This window comes from Acinetobacter sp. FDAARGOS_724 (assembly GCF_013364475.1).
GTDB lineage: Bacteria > Pseudomonadota > Gammaproteobacteria > Pseudomonadales > Moraxellaceae > Acinetobacter > Acinetobacter variabilis.
This window is the reverse complement of the sequence record NZ_CP054908.1, coordinates 1,876,036-1,893,205: the sequence shown is the minus strand read 5'-3', so window position 1 is coordinate 1,893,205 and position 17,170 is coordinate 1,876,036. Positions and strand designations below refer to the sequence as shown.

13 protein-coding genes are annotated in these 17,170 nt (G+C 42.8%); 5 read left to right on the top strand and 8 right to left on the bottom strand.

Annotated elements, in window-relative coordinates:
- Positions 1-114 precede the first annotated feature (114 nt).
- Positions 115-684, bottom strand: coding sequence for an elongation factor P (gene efp, locus FOC32_RS10235; protein WP_004782608.1), 570 nt, complete (start codon positions 682-684; stop codon positions 115-117).
- Positions 685-1,062: 378 nt separating this feature from the next.
- On the opposite strand from efp, the gene epmB reads away from it, so the two are divergent.
- Genes epmB through FOC32_RS10220 form a run of 3 tightly spaced genes read left to right on the top strand, consistent with a single transcriptional unit; the run spans position 1,063 to position 5,990 of the window.
- Entirely contained in the window at positions 1,063-2,085 is a 1,023-nt protein-coding gene (gene epmB / locus FOC32_RS10230) for an EF-P beta-lysylation protein EpmB (protein ID WP_175967293.1), read from the top strand.
- Positions 2,086-2,094: 9 nt separating this feature from the next.
- Positions 2,095-3,840, top strand: a complete 1,746-nt coding sequence (locus FOC32_RS10225) for a GTPase (protein ID WP_175967292.1) — start codon at positions 2,095-2,097, stop codon at positions 3,838-3,840.
- Positions 3,822-5,990 (top strand): EAL domain-containing protein, encoded by a 2,169-nt coding sequence (locus tag FOC32_RS10220; protein WP_175967291.1) that lies wholly within the window; start codon positions 3,822-3,824, stop codon positions 5,988-5,990. The genes FOC32_RS10225 and FOC32_RS10220 overlap by 19 nt, the downstream gene beginning before the upstream one ends.
- Before the next feature lie 98 nt (positions 5,991-6,088).
- Here FOC32_RS10220 and rpmE read toward each other — a convergent pair whose 3' ends face one another.
- The 4 genes from rpmE to FOC32_RS10200 all read right to left on the bottom strand — a co-directional run bounded on the left by rpmE (position 6,089) and on the right by FOC32_RS10200 (position 10,213).
- Positions 6,089-6,313, bottom strand: a complete 225-nt coding sequence (gene rpmE / locus FOC32_RS10215) for a 50S ribosomal protein L31 (RefSeq protein WP_004782616.1) — start codon at positions 6,311-6,313, stop codon at positions 6,089-6,091.
- 203 nt (positions 6,314-6,516) lie between these two features.
- The gene (locus FOC32_RS10210; RefSeq protein ID WP_175967290.1) at positions 6,517-7,494 is read right to left on the bottom strand and encodes a bile acid:sodium symporter family protein; all 978 of its coding nucleotides are present in this window, start codon (positions 7,492-7,494) and stop codon (positions 6,517-6,519) included.
- A 144-nt stretch (positions 7,495-7,638) separates the two neighbouring features.
- The gene (gene gloA / locus FOC32_RS10205; protein ID WP_004782618.1) at positions 7,639-8,040 is read right to left on the bottom strand and encodes a lactoylglutathione lyase; all 402 of its coding nucleotides are present in this window, start codon (positions 8,038-8,040) and stop codon (positions 7,639-7,641) included.
- A gap of 1 nt (position 8,041) precedes the next feature.
- Positions 8,042-10,213 carry an AmpG family muropeptide MFS transporter gene (locus FOC32_RS10200; protein WP_416378055.1) on the bottom strand — a complete coding sequence of 724 codons (2,172 nt, stop codon included), beginning with the start codon at positions 10,211-10,213 and terminating at the stop codon, positions 8,042-8,044.
- 178 nt (positions 10,214-10,391) lie between these two features.
- On the opposite strand from FOC32_RS10200, the gene FOC32_RS10195 reads away from it, so the two are divergent.
- A complete protein-coding gene (locus FOC32_RS10195; protein WP_175967287.1) occupies positions 10,392-13,043 on the top strand; it encodes a Lon protease family protein in 2,652 nt (883 codons plus the stop codon).
- An 84-nt stretch (positions 13,044-13,127) separates the two neighbouring features.
- Here FOC32_RS10195 and grxD read toward each other — a convergent pair whose 3' ends face one another.
- The gene (gene grxD / locus FOC32_RS10190) at positions 13,128-13,469 is read right to left on the bottom strand and encodes a Grx4 family monothiol glutaredoxin (protein WP_004782624.1); all 342 of its coding nucleotides are present in this window, start codon (positions 13,467-13,469) and stop codon (positions 13,128-13,130) included.
- Between the two features lie 160 nt (positions 13,470-13,629).
- Here grxD and FOC32_RS10185 point away from each other — a divergent pair, with 160 nt between their 5' ends.
- Positions 13,630-14,841 (top strand): aspartate aminotransferase family protein, encoded by a 1,212-nt coding sequence (locus tag FOC32_RS10185; protein WP_175967285.1) that lies wholly within the window; start codon positions 13,630-13,632, stop codon positions 14,839-14,841.
- 52 nt (positions 14,842-14,893) lie between these two features.
- Here FOC32_RS10185 and FOC32_RS10180 read toward each other — a convergent pair.
- Together FOC32_RS10180 and FOC32_RS10175 are read right to left on the bottom strand one after the other, a co-directional pair.
- Positions 14,894-16,116, bottom strand: a protein-coding gene (locus tag FOC32_RS10180; RefSeq protein ID WP_104425744.1) for an IS3 family transposase whose coding sequence is annotated in 2 segments (ribosomal slippage) — positions 14,894-15,780 and positions 15,780-16,116 — 1,224 coding nt in all. Because the reading frame shifts where the segments join, the coding sequence is not laid out codon by codon here.
- Between the two features lie 96 nt (positions 16,117-16,212).
- Positions 16,213-17,142, bottom strand: coding sequence for a LysR family transcriptional regulator (locus FOC32_RS10175; protein WP_104426307.1), 930 nt, complete (start codon positions 17,140-17,142; stop codon positions 16,213-16,215).
- Positions 17,143-17,170 lie beyond the last annotated feature (28 nt).

The window sequence follows — 17,170 nt, the reverse complement described above, 5'->3', positions numbered from 1 at the left end:
TGCTGTTTTCCCTTGCGACTTTACGCTTGTTCCTTTCGAATTCCTCTAAGACTTTGGCATAAAAAAAGGGATGATTTTAGTCATCCCCTTTGATAATAGTCTATTTTTCGACCATTATGCACGTTCTAAATAGTCACCAGTACGGGTGTCTACGCGAACGCTTTCTTCTTGCTGAACGAATAATGGAACACGTACTACTGCACCTGTTTCAAGTTTCGCTGGTTTACCGCCACCGCCAGAAGTATCGCCACGAACACCTGGATCAGTTTCAACAATTTTTAATACTACAAAGTTTGGTGGGCTTACTGTTAAAGGTACGCCATTCCACAACATGATAGTACATTTTTCATTTGAATCGTCTTTTAACCATTTTGCAGCATCGCCCATTGCTGTTTTATCAGCAGCGATCTGTTCGAAAGTTACAGGATCCATGAAGTTCCACATTTCGCCATCGTTGTACAAGTATTCCATTTCTACTTCTACGATGTCTGCAGCTTCTAGAGAATCACCAGATTTAAAAGTTTTTTCCAAAACTTTACCACTACGAAGGTTACGTAATTTAACGCGGTTGAACGCCTGGCCTTTACCTGGTTTAACGTATTCGTTTTCCATGATTGAACATGGGTTACCATCAAGCATAACCTTCAGGCCAGACTTGAAATCGTTCGTAGAATAATAGGCCATGATTGGCTCACTCCAAACTTACTAACTTTAAGCTATTGATGCTATGGGCTGTTGCAATGTCATTTAGCAAGTCTGACACGAACATGAGTTGCCACATGCACATTCATTTAATGTTGCGTATTCTAAATGAGCAATACACCAAGTCGCAACGAAAAAATCGGTTTTAACTTGCTGACACTGCTTAACTTAGCATCAGCTATTCCAATACTGGTGCATAACCAGTCTTCCAAGCATATAAAAGTCTCTATGCTTTTGCATACCATAGCAAACTGATCGTGTTTAGAGAAATTTTAGCCAGCTTTCACATTCCCATCTGTAGACAAACTGCTAAACTGCACACTTCTGGCTATCGCCTTCATCTTTTTTTGATCTTCCGGCATGACACAGTATTTATATCAAGAAGCAAATTGGCAATCGCAACTGAGCGACCTGATCACCGATCCACAGGAACTACTACAGATTTTACAGCTTTCCCCAGATCAGCTGTTATCTGGTGCTCTTCTGGCCTCTCAAGCCTTTAAATTACGTGTGCCACGAGCTTTTGTTTCCAGAATGCAGCTAGGCAATCCTTTAGATCCACTTTTATTACAAGTGTTACCGCATCATCTGGAACTGGAAGATCATCCGGGATTTGTCACCGACCCCCTAGGTGAAGAACAAGCCAATCAGCAGCCTGGTGTTCTACATAAATATAAGTCACGTTTTTTACTGACCTTAACCGGTGCCTGTGCAGTTCACTGTCGTTACTGTTTCCGACGCCATTTCCCCTATCAGGAAAACCTTCCTAAAAATGAGGACTGGATTAATATCAAACAATATCTGGAAAGCCAGCCAGATATTAATGAAGTAATTCTGAGTGGCGGTGATCCACTGACCTTATCTAACCGAAAATTAAAAACCTGGATTGAACGACTAGAATCGGTACCACATCTCAAATTTTTAAGAATACATTCACGAGTTCCTATTGTGATCCCAAACCGGATCGAGGAAGAGCTACTAAGCATGTTAAAAAACAGTAGGCTACGTATTATTCTAGTGGTACACTCGAACCATGCATCAGAGCTGGATGACCTGACCTGTAAGCAGCTTAATCAGCTGGTTCAGCATCAGATCACGGTACTCAATCAGGCAGTTTTATTAAAAGGGGTTAATGATTCTGCTCAAGTTTTGATTGATTTAAGCTATCGCTTGTTTGATGCTGGCGTGATGCCCTATTATTTACATGTACTTGATAAAGTAAAAGGTGCGCATCATTTTGATTTGCCTGCTGAGCACATCAATGAGATTTATACAGAAGTTTTAGCGAACCTACCGGGGTATCTGGTTCCTAAACTAGTTCGAGAAATAGCGGGTGAGAAGAATAAGACACCGCTTTTTGGGGTTTCAACATTTTTGAGTTAAATAATAAAGATGAGTAAGCATACTGCAGACATTTTTCAGACAACGGCTGAACTCACCATAGAACAGCTAAGTTTTTGTCCCACAAATGCCAAAGCATTGCAGGAATGGGTCGCAGGAATTTCAATCCTGCAATTGGGGAATTCATCCAAGTCTCTGTTCAGTGCTTTACTGGAAATTTCCGAACTGAAATGTGCGGAAACCTTGCGTTTTGACCTGATTCAGGTATTGCACCCTACCCTTGAAAATGTTCTGGCCAGTCTTGAGAAACATTTCGTCAATCAGGGTCTGATCACGACGGATCGCAATGACCAGATTATTGAACTGGCCATGCTGTTACGCAGCTATTTTGCCAAAATCTATATAGATATTGCCAAACGCTGTAATCATCAGCTGAATCATCAAAAGTTTTCACTATTTTCCTTGGGCAAAAAGAAAAGTCTGCAAAGTGCCCGGATGGTGTCCATTTACTATGGTCTGCAACAGTTAAGCCTGCTGCTCTATCAACAGCATATGCTGTATAGCACACCTGGCGCCGGTCAGTGGTTGGCGGCACATCAGTTGCTGGAATGTGCGATGGACAATAATTTCTATCAGACCAACATTAATCAGGTTCTTGGCACCCAGCACGAAATCCAGAATATTACCCAAGCCTATGCACGACTGATCTTACTAGATATTTTTAATACTCATCAGATTCGTCCTGCTGAAATTCAGGGCTTATATTTATGTAGTGCAGACTGGGCGAAACTGGTTCAGATTCTACCGAAAGAAACCACGCTATCACGTTATGTGGTTGATGCCAGCAAAGATCATCCACCTTTATTAAATTCTCATCAGGGTCAGCATTTCCAGCCGAGCTTCTATATTTCGACACAAAACCTGATGGAACACCTGACCGGTACTCAAAGCAAAAATGCCCAGTATCTGTCACGTAATGAAAAGCTGTTCCTGACGCCTGCCCTGCATTTTCATATCTATAACCTGCTTTCGAATAATGTCGAACGCCGTTATGAGCGTTATGAATATTCTGCACAGATCAATATCTGCTTTGGCTTAACGGTGGCGCATTTTTATCTGTCTAAGGGTAAAAACTTTAATGAAACGCTGGAACTGGAAGGTAATTATGGTTTCCAGAGCGAAAGCAGTTTTATCAGCTCAATGCATAATACCGTTCCAAGCGGATTCAGCAGTATCAAGGCGCTCGATCGCGAAGCCAAACAGATTCATACCGCTGAAGTTCTCGATATCAGTGTTAATGGTTACCGGATTAAATGGTCAGGTATCACACCTGCCAATCTGAAAACTGGCGAATTTATTCTGGTTCAGGAAAAATCTCAAAGCCAGTGGCGTGGTGGTGTCATTCGCTGGATCAAACAGTCTGCTGATAAAAGTCTGGAAATTGGTCTGGAAATTCTGGCACAGGAACTGTTCCCTTGCGCAGTCTATGCCCGTACCGACAAACACAGTGTCAATTATCAGCCAGCCATTCTGGTACAGATGACCCAGCTTGATCGGGTCTCAACCAGTATTATTGTCTCTGGCTCACAAATGTTTAGGGAAAAACAGACCATTCATTTACGTCTTGGCCAAAAAGAACTCAGAATCTACCTAACCAAGGCGCAGCTCATTACACAAAGTTTTATCCGTTTTGACTATGAATTATTAAATGATCAAGAAGAAGATATCATCGAAAACTTTATACATAAGCAATTGAATGAAACTAGAAATCACGATTTATGGGAAGCATTGAAGTGAGAAATCCATTATTGTCTAAAAAGTTAAAACGTACTGAAACACGTTTACTGATCATTGATGATAATCAAATTAGATATAACCAAATCCGTGATCTCTTAACCAGCAATGAATATCAGGTCGATGCCGTTCTGCTTGATGATCTGCAATCTTTTGAAAAACAGTTAAACTTTAACTGGGACCTGATTATTTTTGGTCGTGCGTATGATCTGAAATATGAACAGGCCTTAAGTCTGGTTCAACTTTCGCAGCAACCTGACCTTCCTATTCTTTTGTTAAAACCAGAAGATTATCATGCTGAACAATATGCCCAGTATATCCGTAAAGGTATTTTTGACATTCTGAATCTGGATTATCCAGACCGCTTCTTCCTTAATCTGGTACGTGCCCTTTCCTTTAGCCGTACGATGCAAGCACAGCGCCATTTAATGGAAGAACTGGAAACTGCACAAAGCCAGGCACAATCATTGGTAGAAGACAGTAACCGTGCGGTCGCAACCATTCAGGAAGGCATCCATATTCAGGCTAATGCCGATTATCTCAAACTGTTTGGCCTTAAAAGCGAGGATGATATTATCGGTCTGCCGCTTTTAGACCTGTTACAGCCGCAAGATTTGAATGATTTTAAAACCCGCTTTAAAAAGATTTCTCAGGGCCAGTTTGATTTAGGCCGTTTTGATATTACTTCGTCGAATCCAAATGTGGCTGCTGCCAATCCATTAAAACTGGAATTTCTGGCATCTAGTGCTGAAGAAGATGCACTACAAATTACGATTGATACAGCGACTACTCAGGCAAGTGCCTCTTCTGAAAAAGTTGCAAACAAGCCAAATACCTTACAGTCACTTAAGCGTGAACTCAATCGTGAACCGGCCAAAGCCAATGCATTGATCACTTTCTCCTTTGCTGCGTATGAGCCGCAAGTCCTGAATGGTGACTGGGCGACCTACATAGGTTACTTCCATGAAATTAAGAAATTCCTGAAAGAGCAGGTTCGTATTCCGCTCTTCAAACTGGAACATGATGTTCTGGTGGGGATCATTCAGGCAGATGCGCAAGACATTCTGGAATCCAAACTGGTTGGACTAGGTTCATTGACCAAACCACAGCTCATTACAGTGAATCAGCAAACTTATCCGCTCAATCTGCGCATCGGTTATACCCTGCTTGACGGTGAACTGCGTGATGAAAGCCATTGTAATGAATTAATCGGTCGGGCTTTCTCCACTCCTTTACCACAAGCACAAAAAACTTCTGAGTTTGTTCTGGATATTCCTGCAACGACTCAGGAATCGATTTCAATGCCAAGCATTGACTTCACGGTTTCAGAACCTGTTATTCCAGCGCCTGAGTCCATACCGGTCAGTCCAGCAGTCAGTGCTGCTGTACCACTGACTACATCGCCAGTATTAAAAGCACTGCGTGAATGTCTGGAACGTGGTGAAATTCATCTGAAATATCAACAGCTGTATGATAAAGAAGATACCAACCTCTATATGTATGAGGTGACTAGTGGCTTTATCTTTGAAAATAAATGGCAGGACATTTCTTCCTTGATGGAACTCAATGAAGATGATGAATTATCTATTAAACTCGATCGCTGGATTCTGGTTGAATCAAGCAAGCAGTTGCACAACTTCATTACCCAGTATCCGGATGCTCGTTTAATCGTGAACCTGAACCGTGCGGTGCTATTTAAAGACCGTACTTTTCCTGAGTTTATTTCCAAACTAATTACAATTATTCGCAGTAAAGTCGAACATCCTTTAACTTTACAGTTCTCAGAAGAAGATATCCTGATGAACCAGCAGGATGCGCAGAAATATCTACGTACTTTACGTGAACATGGCGCGCGGATTGCGATTCGTAACTTTGGTCACTCAATGTATAGTGAAACCCTACTACGTGAGTTCGATATCAATGGTCTGAGCCTGGATAGCAAACTGACCAAGATGCTGAACAATGATGCTGAAATTGAACAGTTACAGGAAAAAATCACCACATACAATGAAATCAAACCAGTGAATATCATGATCCGTGAACTGAATGACATGACCTTATTTGCGAATGCCTGGAACGTCGATGCACGCTTTATTCAGGGTGATTATTTCCAGAAAAAACTGGATCATCTGATTGATGTACAAGACCACTAAGGTCTTGTACTCGCCTTTCAATCTAGAAACGTGAAATGATTTTCTAAATTGCAGGCACAAAAAAAACGGGCATAAAGCCCGTTTTTTCATTTTGGGTATTAACGTTTAACAGAACGTGACATACCAGCAAAACGTTGTTTGAACTTGTCGATACGGCCGCCAGTGTCAACGTTCTTTTGCTTACCAGTGTAGAATGGGTGGCAAGCTGAGCATACGTCTAGGTAAAGAGTTTCTTTACCAACAGCTGAACGAGTTTCGATTACGTTACCACATGAACAAGTAGCAACTAGTTTTTCGTATTTTGGGTGAATATCGGCGCGCATCGTCGATTACTCCATTAAGATGAAAGAAGGTTTTGCTGTCATCGCAATTGATCACTCTCAAATACTGAGGAAGGGCCAGAATCAGGATTCAGGCAGATCAACACCACAACAGACCATTCTTTTGGCCCACCGAGACGGATACCGTCAGAGCTAAGCACAACAAGTTGGGCGATATTATACGGCAAACAAATCCAATAAGCGAATTATTCTTCTGTATGTACGGCCTGTTTGGCCCAGAGATTCGCAATCACACCACAGGCCATGAGCTGGATTTGATGGAAAATCATAATTGGTAAAACAATCATGCCAAGTGGCTGACCAATAAACAGAATCTGTGCCATCGGTACACCACTGGCAAGCGTTTTTTTGGAACCACAGAAGAACACCGTTTTCTGGTCAGCACGATTAAAGCCCAACCAGCGTGGAATAAATAGCGACAACAGCATCACAATGGTCAATAAAACCGAACATGCCAGCAGCAGCAAGAGCAAAGTACTTAAGCTGACTTCACGCCAAAGCCCAGCCACCACCGCACTGCTAAATGCCCCATAAACCACCATCAGAATTGAGCCCTGATCGAATACTTTAACGATCTTGGGCATCTTCTGCATTTTTGGGAAAATCCATGGACGTAGTAACTGACCTAAAATAAAAGGCACTAATAACAGCAGCGTAATCTGTAGAATCGATGCTGTCGGATCAAAGCCATGCTGAGATTTCCCAAGGATAAAGAATGCGACCAGCATCGGTGTAATGAACATCCCGATAATATTGGAAAATGAAGCACTACAGATTGCACCGGCAATATTCCCTTGAGCCACTGAGGTAAAGGCGATGGAAGACTGTACGGTTGATGGCAAGAAGCACATAAACAGGAATCCCCAATATAATTCTTGCCCCAGCATTGGCAATAGGATTGGCTTTGCCAGCAAGCCTAAAATTGGAAAGAGTGCAAAGGTCAAGGCAAAGACCAAAGTGTGTAATTTCCAGTGCATCAAGCCTTCAATTACAGCTTCACGCGAAAGCTTGGCACCATGCAGGAAAAACAGGATGGCAATGGCTGCTGTCGTGATCCAGCTAAAGAGTTCAGCTGCCTGCCCTGACACTGGCAATACACTGGCCAGTAACACCATAACAAAGAGCAAGATCGTGAAGCGGTCCAATGCCAGCAGTTTAAGCATCTGATTTCCTTCCCTCAAAATTTTATTATTCGATAAAAAATACCCGGCTATCTTAACAGATGCCGGGTCCATATTATGCATTCAGATTGATGGAATATTTTCATCCATACATGAATACATTTCACATATCTCGCTCTATAACACTTAGTTATTACGTGCGTTATTGTCTTGCTGGATCAATTCGATTTTATAACCGTCTGGATCTTCCACAAATGCAATCACAGTGACACCGCCTTTCATTGGGCCAGCTTCACGAACAACATTGCCACCACGTGCCTTGATTTCTTCACAGGCTTTATAAGCATCATCTACCGCAATCGCAATATGACCGTAGCCATTGCCCAGGTCATAGCTTTCTGTATCCCAGTTATGGGTCAGTTCAAGCACAGTGTGATTTTCTTCATCGCCATAACCTACAAAAGCCAAGGTAAAACGACCTTCTTCATAATCTCGCTTACGAAGTAAAGTCATACCCAGAACCTCAGTATAGAACTTGAGTGATTGTTCTAGATTGCCTACACGTAACATGGTATGCAGCATGCGCATATTAATCATCCTTATTTACAGATTGTTGTTGGTGTTCACCGAGCAATTTTGCCACCCAAACCACCAGAATCAGGATTGGAATCCCGATTAAAGTGGTCATCAGGAAGAAATTCGGATAACCGATATTGGTCACTATAGTACCTGAATATCCACCTAAAATCTTAGGGGTTAAAGTCATGAGTGAGCTAAAAATAGCATACTGAACAGCGGTAAAGGACACACTGGTCAGACTGGACAGGAAAGCAATAAAGGCTGCACCTGCGAGACCTGCAGCCAGATTATCGATAATAATTGCAAAATACAGCCACCATGAACTATAAGGTTTAATCACTTTACCCTGAATTTCGACATTCTCACCAGTTCCAATTGTAATTGGCTGAACATCGATATCCATCGGATTGGCTTGGGTCTGCGACAAGTCCACAGCATATGAATGCTGCTGGGCAACTATCGGATGCTCTTGCTGCATTAAGCTTGCATTGATTTGCTTCACAGGTGCAGCAATCAGTTTTTCGGCAGGAATAGCAGCACTAAAGACACGTCCTTCATCCAGCTTGGCTTCGAATTTATCGCCATTCAGCTCTAATACAATTTTTTGCTCTGCAGTTAAATCCGGCCCTAGATACTGACCGCGAACCACGATGCTATTTTCCTGTTCATTGGCACTGATCAGGTTATCTGTGGTAACAGGCAGAAGCTGTAATTGTGCTGCTTTCGAATCATTCTGTTGCAGATAAGGCAGGTTGACTTGTACTGCATCTGCCGGATGATTCAGATAATGTGCACGAACCTGAATCTGTTCGGCCTCTTTAAAAGCAGTATTGGGTACATTCAGTTTCCAGTAACCGACTTCATCTGTATCTGCCCGAAAGGTTTGCTGACCTACCTGAACTTCGACCTGCCCCAGCTTTTCACCAGACTTCACTAAGCCAATAAAAATCAGATTGGTTGAACAGGCCAGAATCGCGCCTACAAACATCAGTTTCATGATGTTCATTTTCTGGGCCAGCAAGCCACCTAAAAAACCGCCAAGCAAGGAGAAAATTACCCCATACACTTTTACAGCTTCAGCAATTTGCTCCTTGCTAAAATTTAGATCCTGATAAAACACATTGGAAATCACACCGGCAATAATATCGGAGACCCGATAGAAACCGATCAACAATAACAACACCAAAGCCAGCTTTAAGCCATAGCGATCAAAGAAATCTGCTACGGGATTGACCCAGGTTTCGAATGCCATCTGCTTATTCACAGCACCCATTTTGACCAGAATCGTACCCACACCGAAAGCAACAGCACCTGAACCGATAAAGCGTAAAGCCTCAAAACAGAACAAGGCAAAAGTATCCTGAATTGCCCACTGTTCAGTGATGCTAGATACCAAGTCACCGGAATAGACATAACTCAGCACAAAACTTATAACAGCCACGAAAAACACGCCAACCAAGCGGAAATAATCACTGCGCTGGTAATCTTTACGTATCCGATCCACCTGAGGCTCACGGATGACCAGTGTAGTAATAATCCCAACCAGCATAACCGCTGCCATCGCCAGATAAGTCCATTTCCAGGCATCATAGATATAATTGCCTTTGGCCGTGCCTAAATATGCCGCCAGAAACAGAGCTCCAGCGCCAGCCACAATCATCCCGATCCGGTAACCCGCATTATAGGTCGATGCCAGTACGGTCTGCATCTGAGTTTCGGCCAGCTCAATACGATAGGCATCAATGACAATATCCTGCGTTGCAGCCGAGAATCCCAGCAGGACTGCACCTAGTGCCATCTGCTGTAAATGTGCCTGCCCCAATGCTGGATCTGAAAAAGCCATAATTGAAATCGCAGTTACAATCAGGATCTGAGCAATCAATAGCCAGGCGCGCCGGCGACCCAAAGCTTTGGTCAGAAATGGGACAGGTAATTCATCAATCAATGGCGCCCAGACAAACTTAAATGAATAGCCTAGTGCAGCCCAGCTAAAAAAAGTCACCGCACTTTTACTGATTCCGGCTTCACCGAGCCATAAAGACAAACTGGAAAAGATCAAAAGAATCGGGACACCGGCTGAAAATCCGAGAAACAGCATGATCAGGGCACGTCGATCCAGAAATGCTGTAAATGCGGATTTCCAACCCGTCGTTTGTGTTATCATTGCTTTGTTATTTTCCACGAAAACCAATTGCTGCTATTCAATCCTTTAATAACGTATCTTTCAACAAAATTTATATATTTCTCGCATACCCGATTTTTTATTTTGTGGCAAAACTGACATGTTGGCTTGAATTTTTCAAGTAAATCTGTATACCTTAAACCTTATCCACGTCATATTTCGTTTTGGACTTTCAACAGTGACTCAGAGACTCGATCAAATTCATTCTTCAATTTCAAGTAATACAACTATATCTCAACAAAACATCAGCTCCGACCTACTTATCTCAGCCTTTGAACAAAGCGAAATTACACCAACCCTTGAAAAGACATGCCTGAAACCGGCACAACTGACGCGTATTGCCGATCCGGATAAAATCCCGGCATCGACCAAGCGAATCAAGCCTTTAAATAATTTTCTAGGCCAGGACCGTGCCCGTGCTTCGGTTGAAGCTGGTATTGCCCTGCCATATTCAGGCTATAACATCTTTGCGGTGGGTACAGCAGGACTCGGCAAACGCACTATGGTGAAGCGTTTGTTGCAGCAACATGCCAAAACCATGCAAACGCCAAATGACTGGGTCTATGTCAATAATTTTCAGAATCCTCGTCAGCCTATCGCACTGGAATTTCCAGCTGGTCAGGGACCCAAGTTTCAGACGATGCTGCATCAAAGCTGGCAATCCATTCTAAAACAGCTTGAGCGCCGTTTTACTACAGAAAGCTATCACAACCGGATTGAAATGATTCGTCAGGAAACGGGTGATGAACAGCAACTCGCACTGATCGAATTGACCCGTGAAGGTGAAGAACTCGATCTGAAATTGATTTCTCGCAATGATGAACATTGTTTTGTACCGATTCATCTGAAAGATGACAAAGTACAGGAAATGTCTCAGGAAGATTTGAATGCTTTAAGCAATAAAGATCGTGCTGAAATCGCGTCAAACATGCGTTACATGGACAAGAAACTGGAACGCCTGGGCCTTCATTTGGGCGATTTGGAAGATGATGCGCGTGACCGTGTTCAAGTATTGAACCGTGATATCGCTAAACAGGTGGTCATGCCACGCGTTGAGCAGATGCTGACTAAATTCAAGCATGTCGAAGGTCTAGAACAATATCTGAAACAATATGCTGAAGACATTATTAATAATGTTGAAATTGTACTGGAACAGGAAGAAGACGATTTTACCCCTGCCCAGTTCAGCCGCGTACCAGCGCGCTTCCAGGCCAATGTGATCGTCACCCATAAGCCAAATAGCGGTGCACCCGTTATTTTTGAAGATTTCCCGACGCATTACAATCTATTGGGTCATGTAGAACAGCTGACCCAAAATGGCACCATTACTACAGATTTCACGCTGATCCGTCCCGGCTCCTTGCATAATGCCAATGGCGGTTTCCTGATGCTTGAAGCTGAACAGTTACTGGAACAACCTTATGCATGGCAAGGTTTGAAACGTGCCTTGAAATCTGGGCATCTCAAGCTTTCATCTTTAGAGCATATGTTGACTCTCACCGGTAGCATTTCCATTGAACCAGCTTCTATTCCGCTGAATATCAAAGTGGTGCTGCTGGCAGAGCCAGAAATTTATTATGAAATTCTGGAACTTGAACCAGAACTAGGCAGTATCTTTAAAATCCGTGCTGATTTTACCGATACCTTGCAACGTAATGATGAAAATGAGCAAGCCTATATGCAGCTCATTGCTGACTATGTGCAATCAGATAAATTATTACCATTTGACCGTTCTGCATTATCTGCCCTGCTGACCGACTCAAGCCGTCAGGCTGAAGATCAGAGTTCCCTGTCACTACATGCATTAACGCTGGGCGACCTGATTCGTGAAGCGCATCATCATGCATTCGAAGCGGGTGATAAGATGGTGTCAGAAAAGCATATCAATACCGCACTGGATCATCGTAAATATCGCTTAGGCTATTTACGTGAGCTATTCTGGCAAGATCTGACCCGTGGCACTCAACTGATTGAAACTCGCGGTCATCGTCTAGGCCAAATCAATGCGCTGTCTGTGATTCATTATGCAGATGTTGAATTTGGTCTACCTTCACGCTTAACTGCTTCTGTATATCAGGGTGGCGGTGATATTCTGGATATCGAACGTAGCGTAGAACTTGGCGGTTCTTTACATGCCAAAGGCGTGTTATTGATGGCCTCTTTTCTAAAAGCACATTTTGGCCGCGAACAGACCCTGCACTTCTCTGCCGCTTTGGCTTTCGAACAGAGTTATGGTCAGGTGGATGGTGACAGCGCGACAGTCGCTGAACTTTCAGCGCTTATTTCTGCGATTAGTCAGTTACCGATTGACCAGTCCTGGGCGATTACCGGTTCCATGAACCAGCTTGGTCAGGTGCAACCGATTGGTGGAGTTAATGCAAAAATTGAAGGTTTCTTCGATGCCTGTAAGCTGCAAGGCCTGACAGGTAAGCAGGGTGTGATTATCCCACGACAAAACATGCAGCATCTGATGTTACGTAAAGATGTTATTGCTGCAGTCGAAGAAGGTCAGTTCCATATTCATGCCATTGATAATATCGCGCAGGCTTTGGAAATTCTGATGGCACGTCCGGTCGGGACTATGGACAAGAAAGGCCGTTATAGCAAAAACTCGATCTTTGCTGCTGTGATGGAACAACTCGAATACTGGCAAGCCATTGAAGATGGTGCCGAGTTTGAGGAAGAACCTAAGAAAAAGAAAAAAAAGAAGAAAAAGAAAAAAGATAAGGCGCCTATAAAGGAAGTTCTGACCGATCCAGATACCTTAGCTGAGGCCTTGGTTGCTGAATCAAAAGAACTGGAAAAATCTGAGGATCAGGCAGAAGATTAATTCTGCCCCCTCCTCACTATTCACCCATAAAAAAAGCGCTTCTTTCGGAAGCGCTTTTTCATATCTATCAGTTTAATCCAAGGATTAAGCTTCAGGTGCTGGACTGTATTGCTCTACTAAAGGCTGTAATTCACCTTTTTGGAACATTTCTAGGATGATGTCACTACCACCGATCAATTCACCATTGATCCAAAGTTGTGGGAATGTCGGCCAGTTCGCAATTTGTGGCAGAGTTGCACGAATATCTGGGTTTTCCAGAATATTAACATAAGCAAATGGACGACCAATTTGACTGAGTGCTTCTACCGCACGTGCAGAAAAACCACATTGTGGAAATTGTGGTGTGCCTTTCATATAAAGAAGTACTGCGTGCTTGGCAATTTGGTCACGAATTAACGCTTCGGTATCGCGTGCTTGTTCAGTCATTGATAAATCCTCAACTAATCTGTCTCGCATTATACCCAAAACAGAGAAAAACAGTACGTCTAAAGTAATAAATCCATTTTTATTTACAATTACCCTTTAAATCTGACCAAGTTTTTGCTTATATAAGTTTTTCTTTCCACCTAACAGTAAAGAGTTAGTCATGAACAATATTACCCTCGCTCCGGTACAAACTGATCAACCTTCACATTTGATGCCAGTCTTTGGTCGTCAACCGATCAGCTTTGTCCGAGGACGAGGTGCATATCTTTATACCGAAGATGGTACAGAGTATTTAGATGCCTTAACTGGGATCGCCGTTTGCGGTTTGGGTCATGCTCATCCAGTGATTGCTGAAGCAATTGCGGAACAGGCTGCAACCCTGATTCATACCAGCAACCTTTTTGAAGTGCCTTGGCAAACTGCTGCTGCACAGAAACTGGCTGAAGTCGCTGGCATGGAAGAAGTTTTCTTCTCCAACAGTGGTGCAGAATCGAACGAAGGCGCCATCAAAATTGCGCGTAAATTCGGTCATATGCAAGGTATTGCGTCACCAAAAATTATTGTAGCTGACAAATCTTTTCATGGCCGTACGCTGGCAACCCTGTCTGCAACCGGTAACAAAAAAGTTCAACAAGGCTTTGGTCCATTGGTTGAAGGCTTTATTCGTGTACCTTTTGGTGATATTGAAGCCATTGAAGAAGCTGCAATTAACCATCCGGCTATCGTGGCTATTCTGGTTGAACCAATCCAAGGTGAAGGTGGTGTCAATACAGCACCGCAAGGCTTTAGTTACCTGGAAGAAATCCGTCAGATCTGTAATCAGCACAACTGGTTGATGATGCTGGATGAAGTACAAACAGGTAATGGCCGTACCGGTAAATATTTTGCTTATCAGCACACCAATATTGTGCCCGACGTATTGACGACTGCTAAAGGTCTGGGCAATGGTTTCCCAATTGGTGCCGTGATGACTCAAGGTCGTGGTGTCGGTGTTTTAACTGCGGGGAATCACGGTTCGACTTATAGCGGTACTGCATTGGGTTCACGCGTGGTTTATACCATCATCGATATTATGCAAAAAGAAAATATCGTAGCCAATGCCGCTGAAAAAGGTGCATATATTGTTGAGCAGTTACGTAACCAGCTTGCAGATCATCAAGTGACTGTACGCGGATTCGGTCTGATGATTGGGATTGAGTTGCCTAAAGACTGTGGTGAGCTTGTGGATATTGCACGCGATGAATACAAAACCATTATCAACGTGACTGCAGGTAATGTCGTTCGTCTGTTGCCTACCCTGAATATTACACAGGAACAGGCCGATCAACTGATCGAGCGTTTAGTGAAAATGATCAAGGCCTACCTTGCTTAAGTCTATCTGTCTTGTCCTGAAATAGATTGACAGTATTCCACTTCAAACCGAGTTAAGCAATTAGCTCGGTTTTAGTTTGCTCATACGTCTGATTCGGGGTGTTCATATTTAAACTTAAATGTGGTCTATAACAATTATAAATCATGATAGATTCCGCAATTAAGTGATCTAACTCTTTCATGGTTTGACATCGTGTAGTTAAAAACTCCTGCTTTAATATTCCATTAATCCGCTCTGCTAATGCATTCTGGTAACAGTCTCCTCCATCTGTCATAGAAGGACATACCCCATAATGGCGTAATGCCGATTGATATAGTTCAGAGCAATACTGAGAGCCTCTGTCTGAATGGTGAATCATCCTGGCTGCCCGATCTGTCACATGCTGCATCGCCATATGTAGTGCCTGCACAACATTCTCTGCACGCATATCATTCGATAACTTATAACCTTTAATCTGGCGGGTATAAGCATCTGTCACTAAGGATAAATAATGTACGCCTTCAGCACTCTCAACATAGGTAATATCACTGACAAAGACTTCATTGGCTTGCACCGCTGAATAATCCTTTAATAAATTTGGATGCTTCTTCATCCAATGCTTGCTATCCGTAGTTTTTGTATAACGACGCTTGGGGCGAATCAATAAATTATTTTCTTTCAATATTTTAAATAACTGATCCCGTCCACACTTTAAACCACGCTGCAACAATTTGCCTTTAATAAGCCAATACAGCTTACGTGTTCCGATACTTGGCATGAGACAGCGATACTCCATAACCAACTCGAGTATTTGTTCTGTTACTTGTGCAGTCATTTGAGCACGTTTTTCTGCTTGATAATAAGCTTGTCGAGTGATTCCTAACCACTGACAATAACGTGAAACGCTTAGTCTTCTTTGGCTTTGCCAATCTTTGAAACGTGCTCGGTATACTTTTTTCCAAGATCAGTCCCACACTCTTTATCAATGTGATAAATCACATCCTGTATAAATTCAGTTTTGAGCTTTTCTGCGGCTAACTGTTTTTCTAATTGGCGGATTCGTTGTTGGGGGGTTAATTGGCGTTTAGAAGAAGTCGGCATATTCGAAGTCCAATCCTGTTGTCCGTGCTTGCGTAACCATACCAGCACAGTTGATCTTCCTTGAATACCATATTTTGCCTGAGCTTGTTTATAAGTAATTTGCCCTTTTTCTACTTCATGTACCACCATCATTTTAAAGGCGAAGCTATAATCACGTTGTGTGCGCTTAACTCGTTGTTCTCGTGCATGTTCCATAAAATAAGTCTCTTAAGGTGTAAACTTATTTCAGGACGGGACAATCTTGAAAAACAAAAAAGCCGCTTTAAAGCGGCTTTTTTGTTTATAGGGAATTTATGATGCGACTTGCAACAAACGTCCACCAGAGATCTGGCTAAAATATTGTTTCAATGCATCCAGACAGCGCAGGACTTTAGTCGGTTGCTGTTCTCGATTAGGCATAACTGCATAAAGGGTGACTGGCGGAAGTTTCCATTCAGGCAAGACTTCAATCAGTGAACCATTTAATAAATCTTTTTTAACATCAAGATATAAAATCTTGGCAACCCCGTTGCCTTGCAGGCACATGGCTTTTGCAACCAAGCTGTTATTGGTACTAAAGCGTGAGCTTAGTTCAAATTCAACCTTTTCTGTGCTATGCACATGCTGAAAACTGAAATTCTGATGATTTTTAATATGCGTTAAAGGCAAAACATCATGGTGTTTCAGGTCTTCAGGACGCGAGATAATTGCGGTCTGGTTAATATAGCTTGGCGCAGCAACAAGAATCTGTTCAATCTGCATTAATGGCACAACCTGAAGGTTGTGGTCATCATCGTTCTGGTCAAATCGCAGGGCAATATCAATACGCCCTTCCAACAAATCAACCTCATGATTGTTTGTTTCCAGGTGGACTGTCAGGCCACGGTGTGCGGACATCCAGTGAGAAAGTGCAGGAATCACATGATTCGCACACACTTCCGGTAAGGATACAATACGAAGTTCACCAACAAGATCGTCACGTAACTCGTTAATGCGAACCTTTCCACGCTCAGCAGCAGACAACATTTCCTGGCAGCTGTGAAAAAAAGCTTGTCCCGCTTCGGTCAGACTTAATTTTCTCGTAGAACGATTTAGAAGTACAACTTCCATATCCTGTTCCAAAGAGCGAATTTGTTGACTCACGGCGCTGGTTGTAATCCCTAACTCACGTGCAGCACCGCTAAACGAGTTCTTTTCCACAACACAAGCAAAGACACCCATTGCTCGAAGTTGATCTAACATAAATTCCCCTCTAAACTTATGAGATGCT

Coding starts and splice junctions, on each gene's coding strand:
- epmB (WP_175967293.1), top strand. CDS start 1,063: ATGACACAGTATTTATATCAAGAAGCAAATTGGCAATCGCAACTGAGC.
- gloA (WP_004782618.1), bottom strand. CDS start 8,040: ATGCGCATGCTGCATACCATGTTACGTGTAGGCAATCTAGAACAATCA.
- rpmE (WP_004782616.1), bottom strand. CDS start 6,313: ATGCGCGCCGATATTCACCCAAAATACGAAAAACTAGTTGCTACTTGT.
- grxD (WP_004782624.1), bottom strand. CDS start 13,469: ATGACTGAACAAGCACGCGATACCGAAGCGTTAATTCGTGACCAAATT.
- FOC32_RS10210 (WP_175967290.1), bottom strand. CDS start 7,494: ATGCTTAAACTGCTGGCATTGGACCGCTTCACGATCTTGCTCTTTGTT.
- efp (WP_004782608.1), bottom strand. CDS start 684: ATGGCCTATTATTCTACGAACGATTTCAAGTCTGGCCTGAAGGTTATG.
- FOC32_RS10220 (WP_175967291.1), top strand. CDS start 3,822: ATGGGAAGCATTGAAGTGAGAAATCCATTATTGTCTAAAAAGTTAAAA.
- FOC32_RS10185 (WP_175967285.1), top strand. CDS start 13,630: ATGAACAATATTACCCTCGCTCCGGTACAAACTGATCAACCTTCACAT.
- FOC32_RS10175 (WP_104426307.1), bottom strand. CDS start 17,142: ATGTTAGATCAACTTCGAGCAATGGGTGTCTTTGCTTGTGTTGTGGAA.
- FOC32_RS10225 (WP_175967292.1), top strand. CDS start 2,095: ATGAGTAAGCATACTGCAGACATTTTTCAGACAACGGCTGAACTCACC.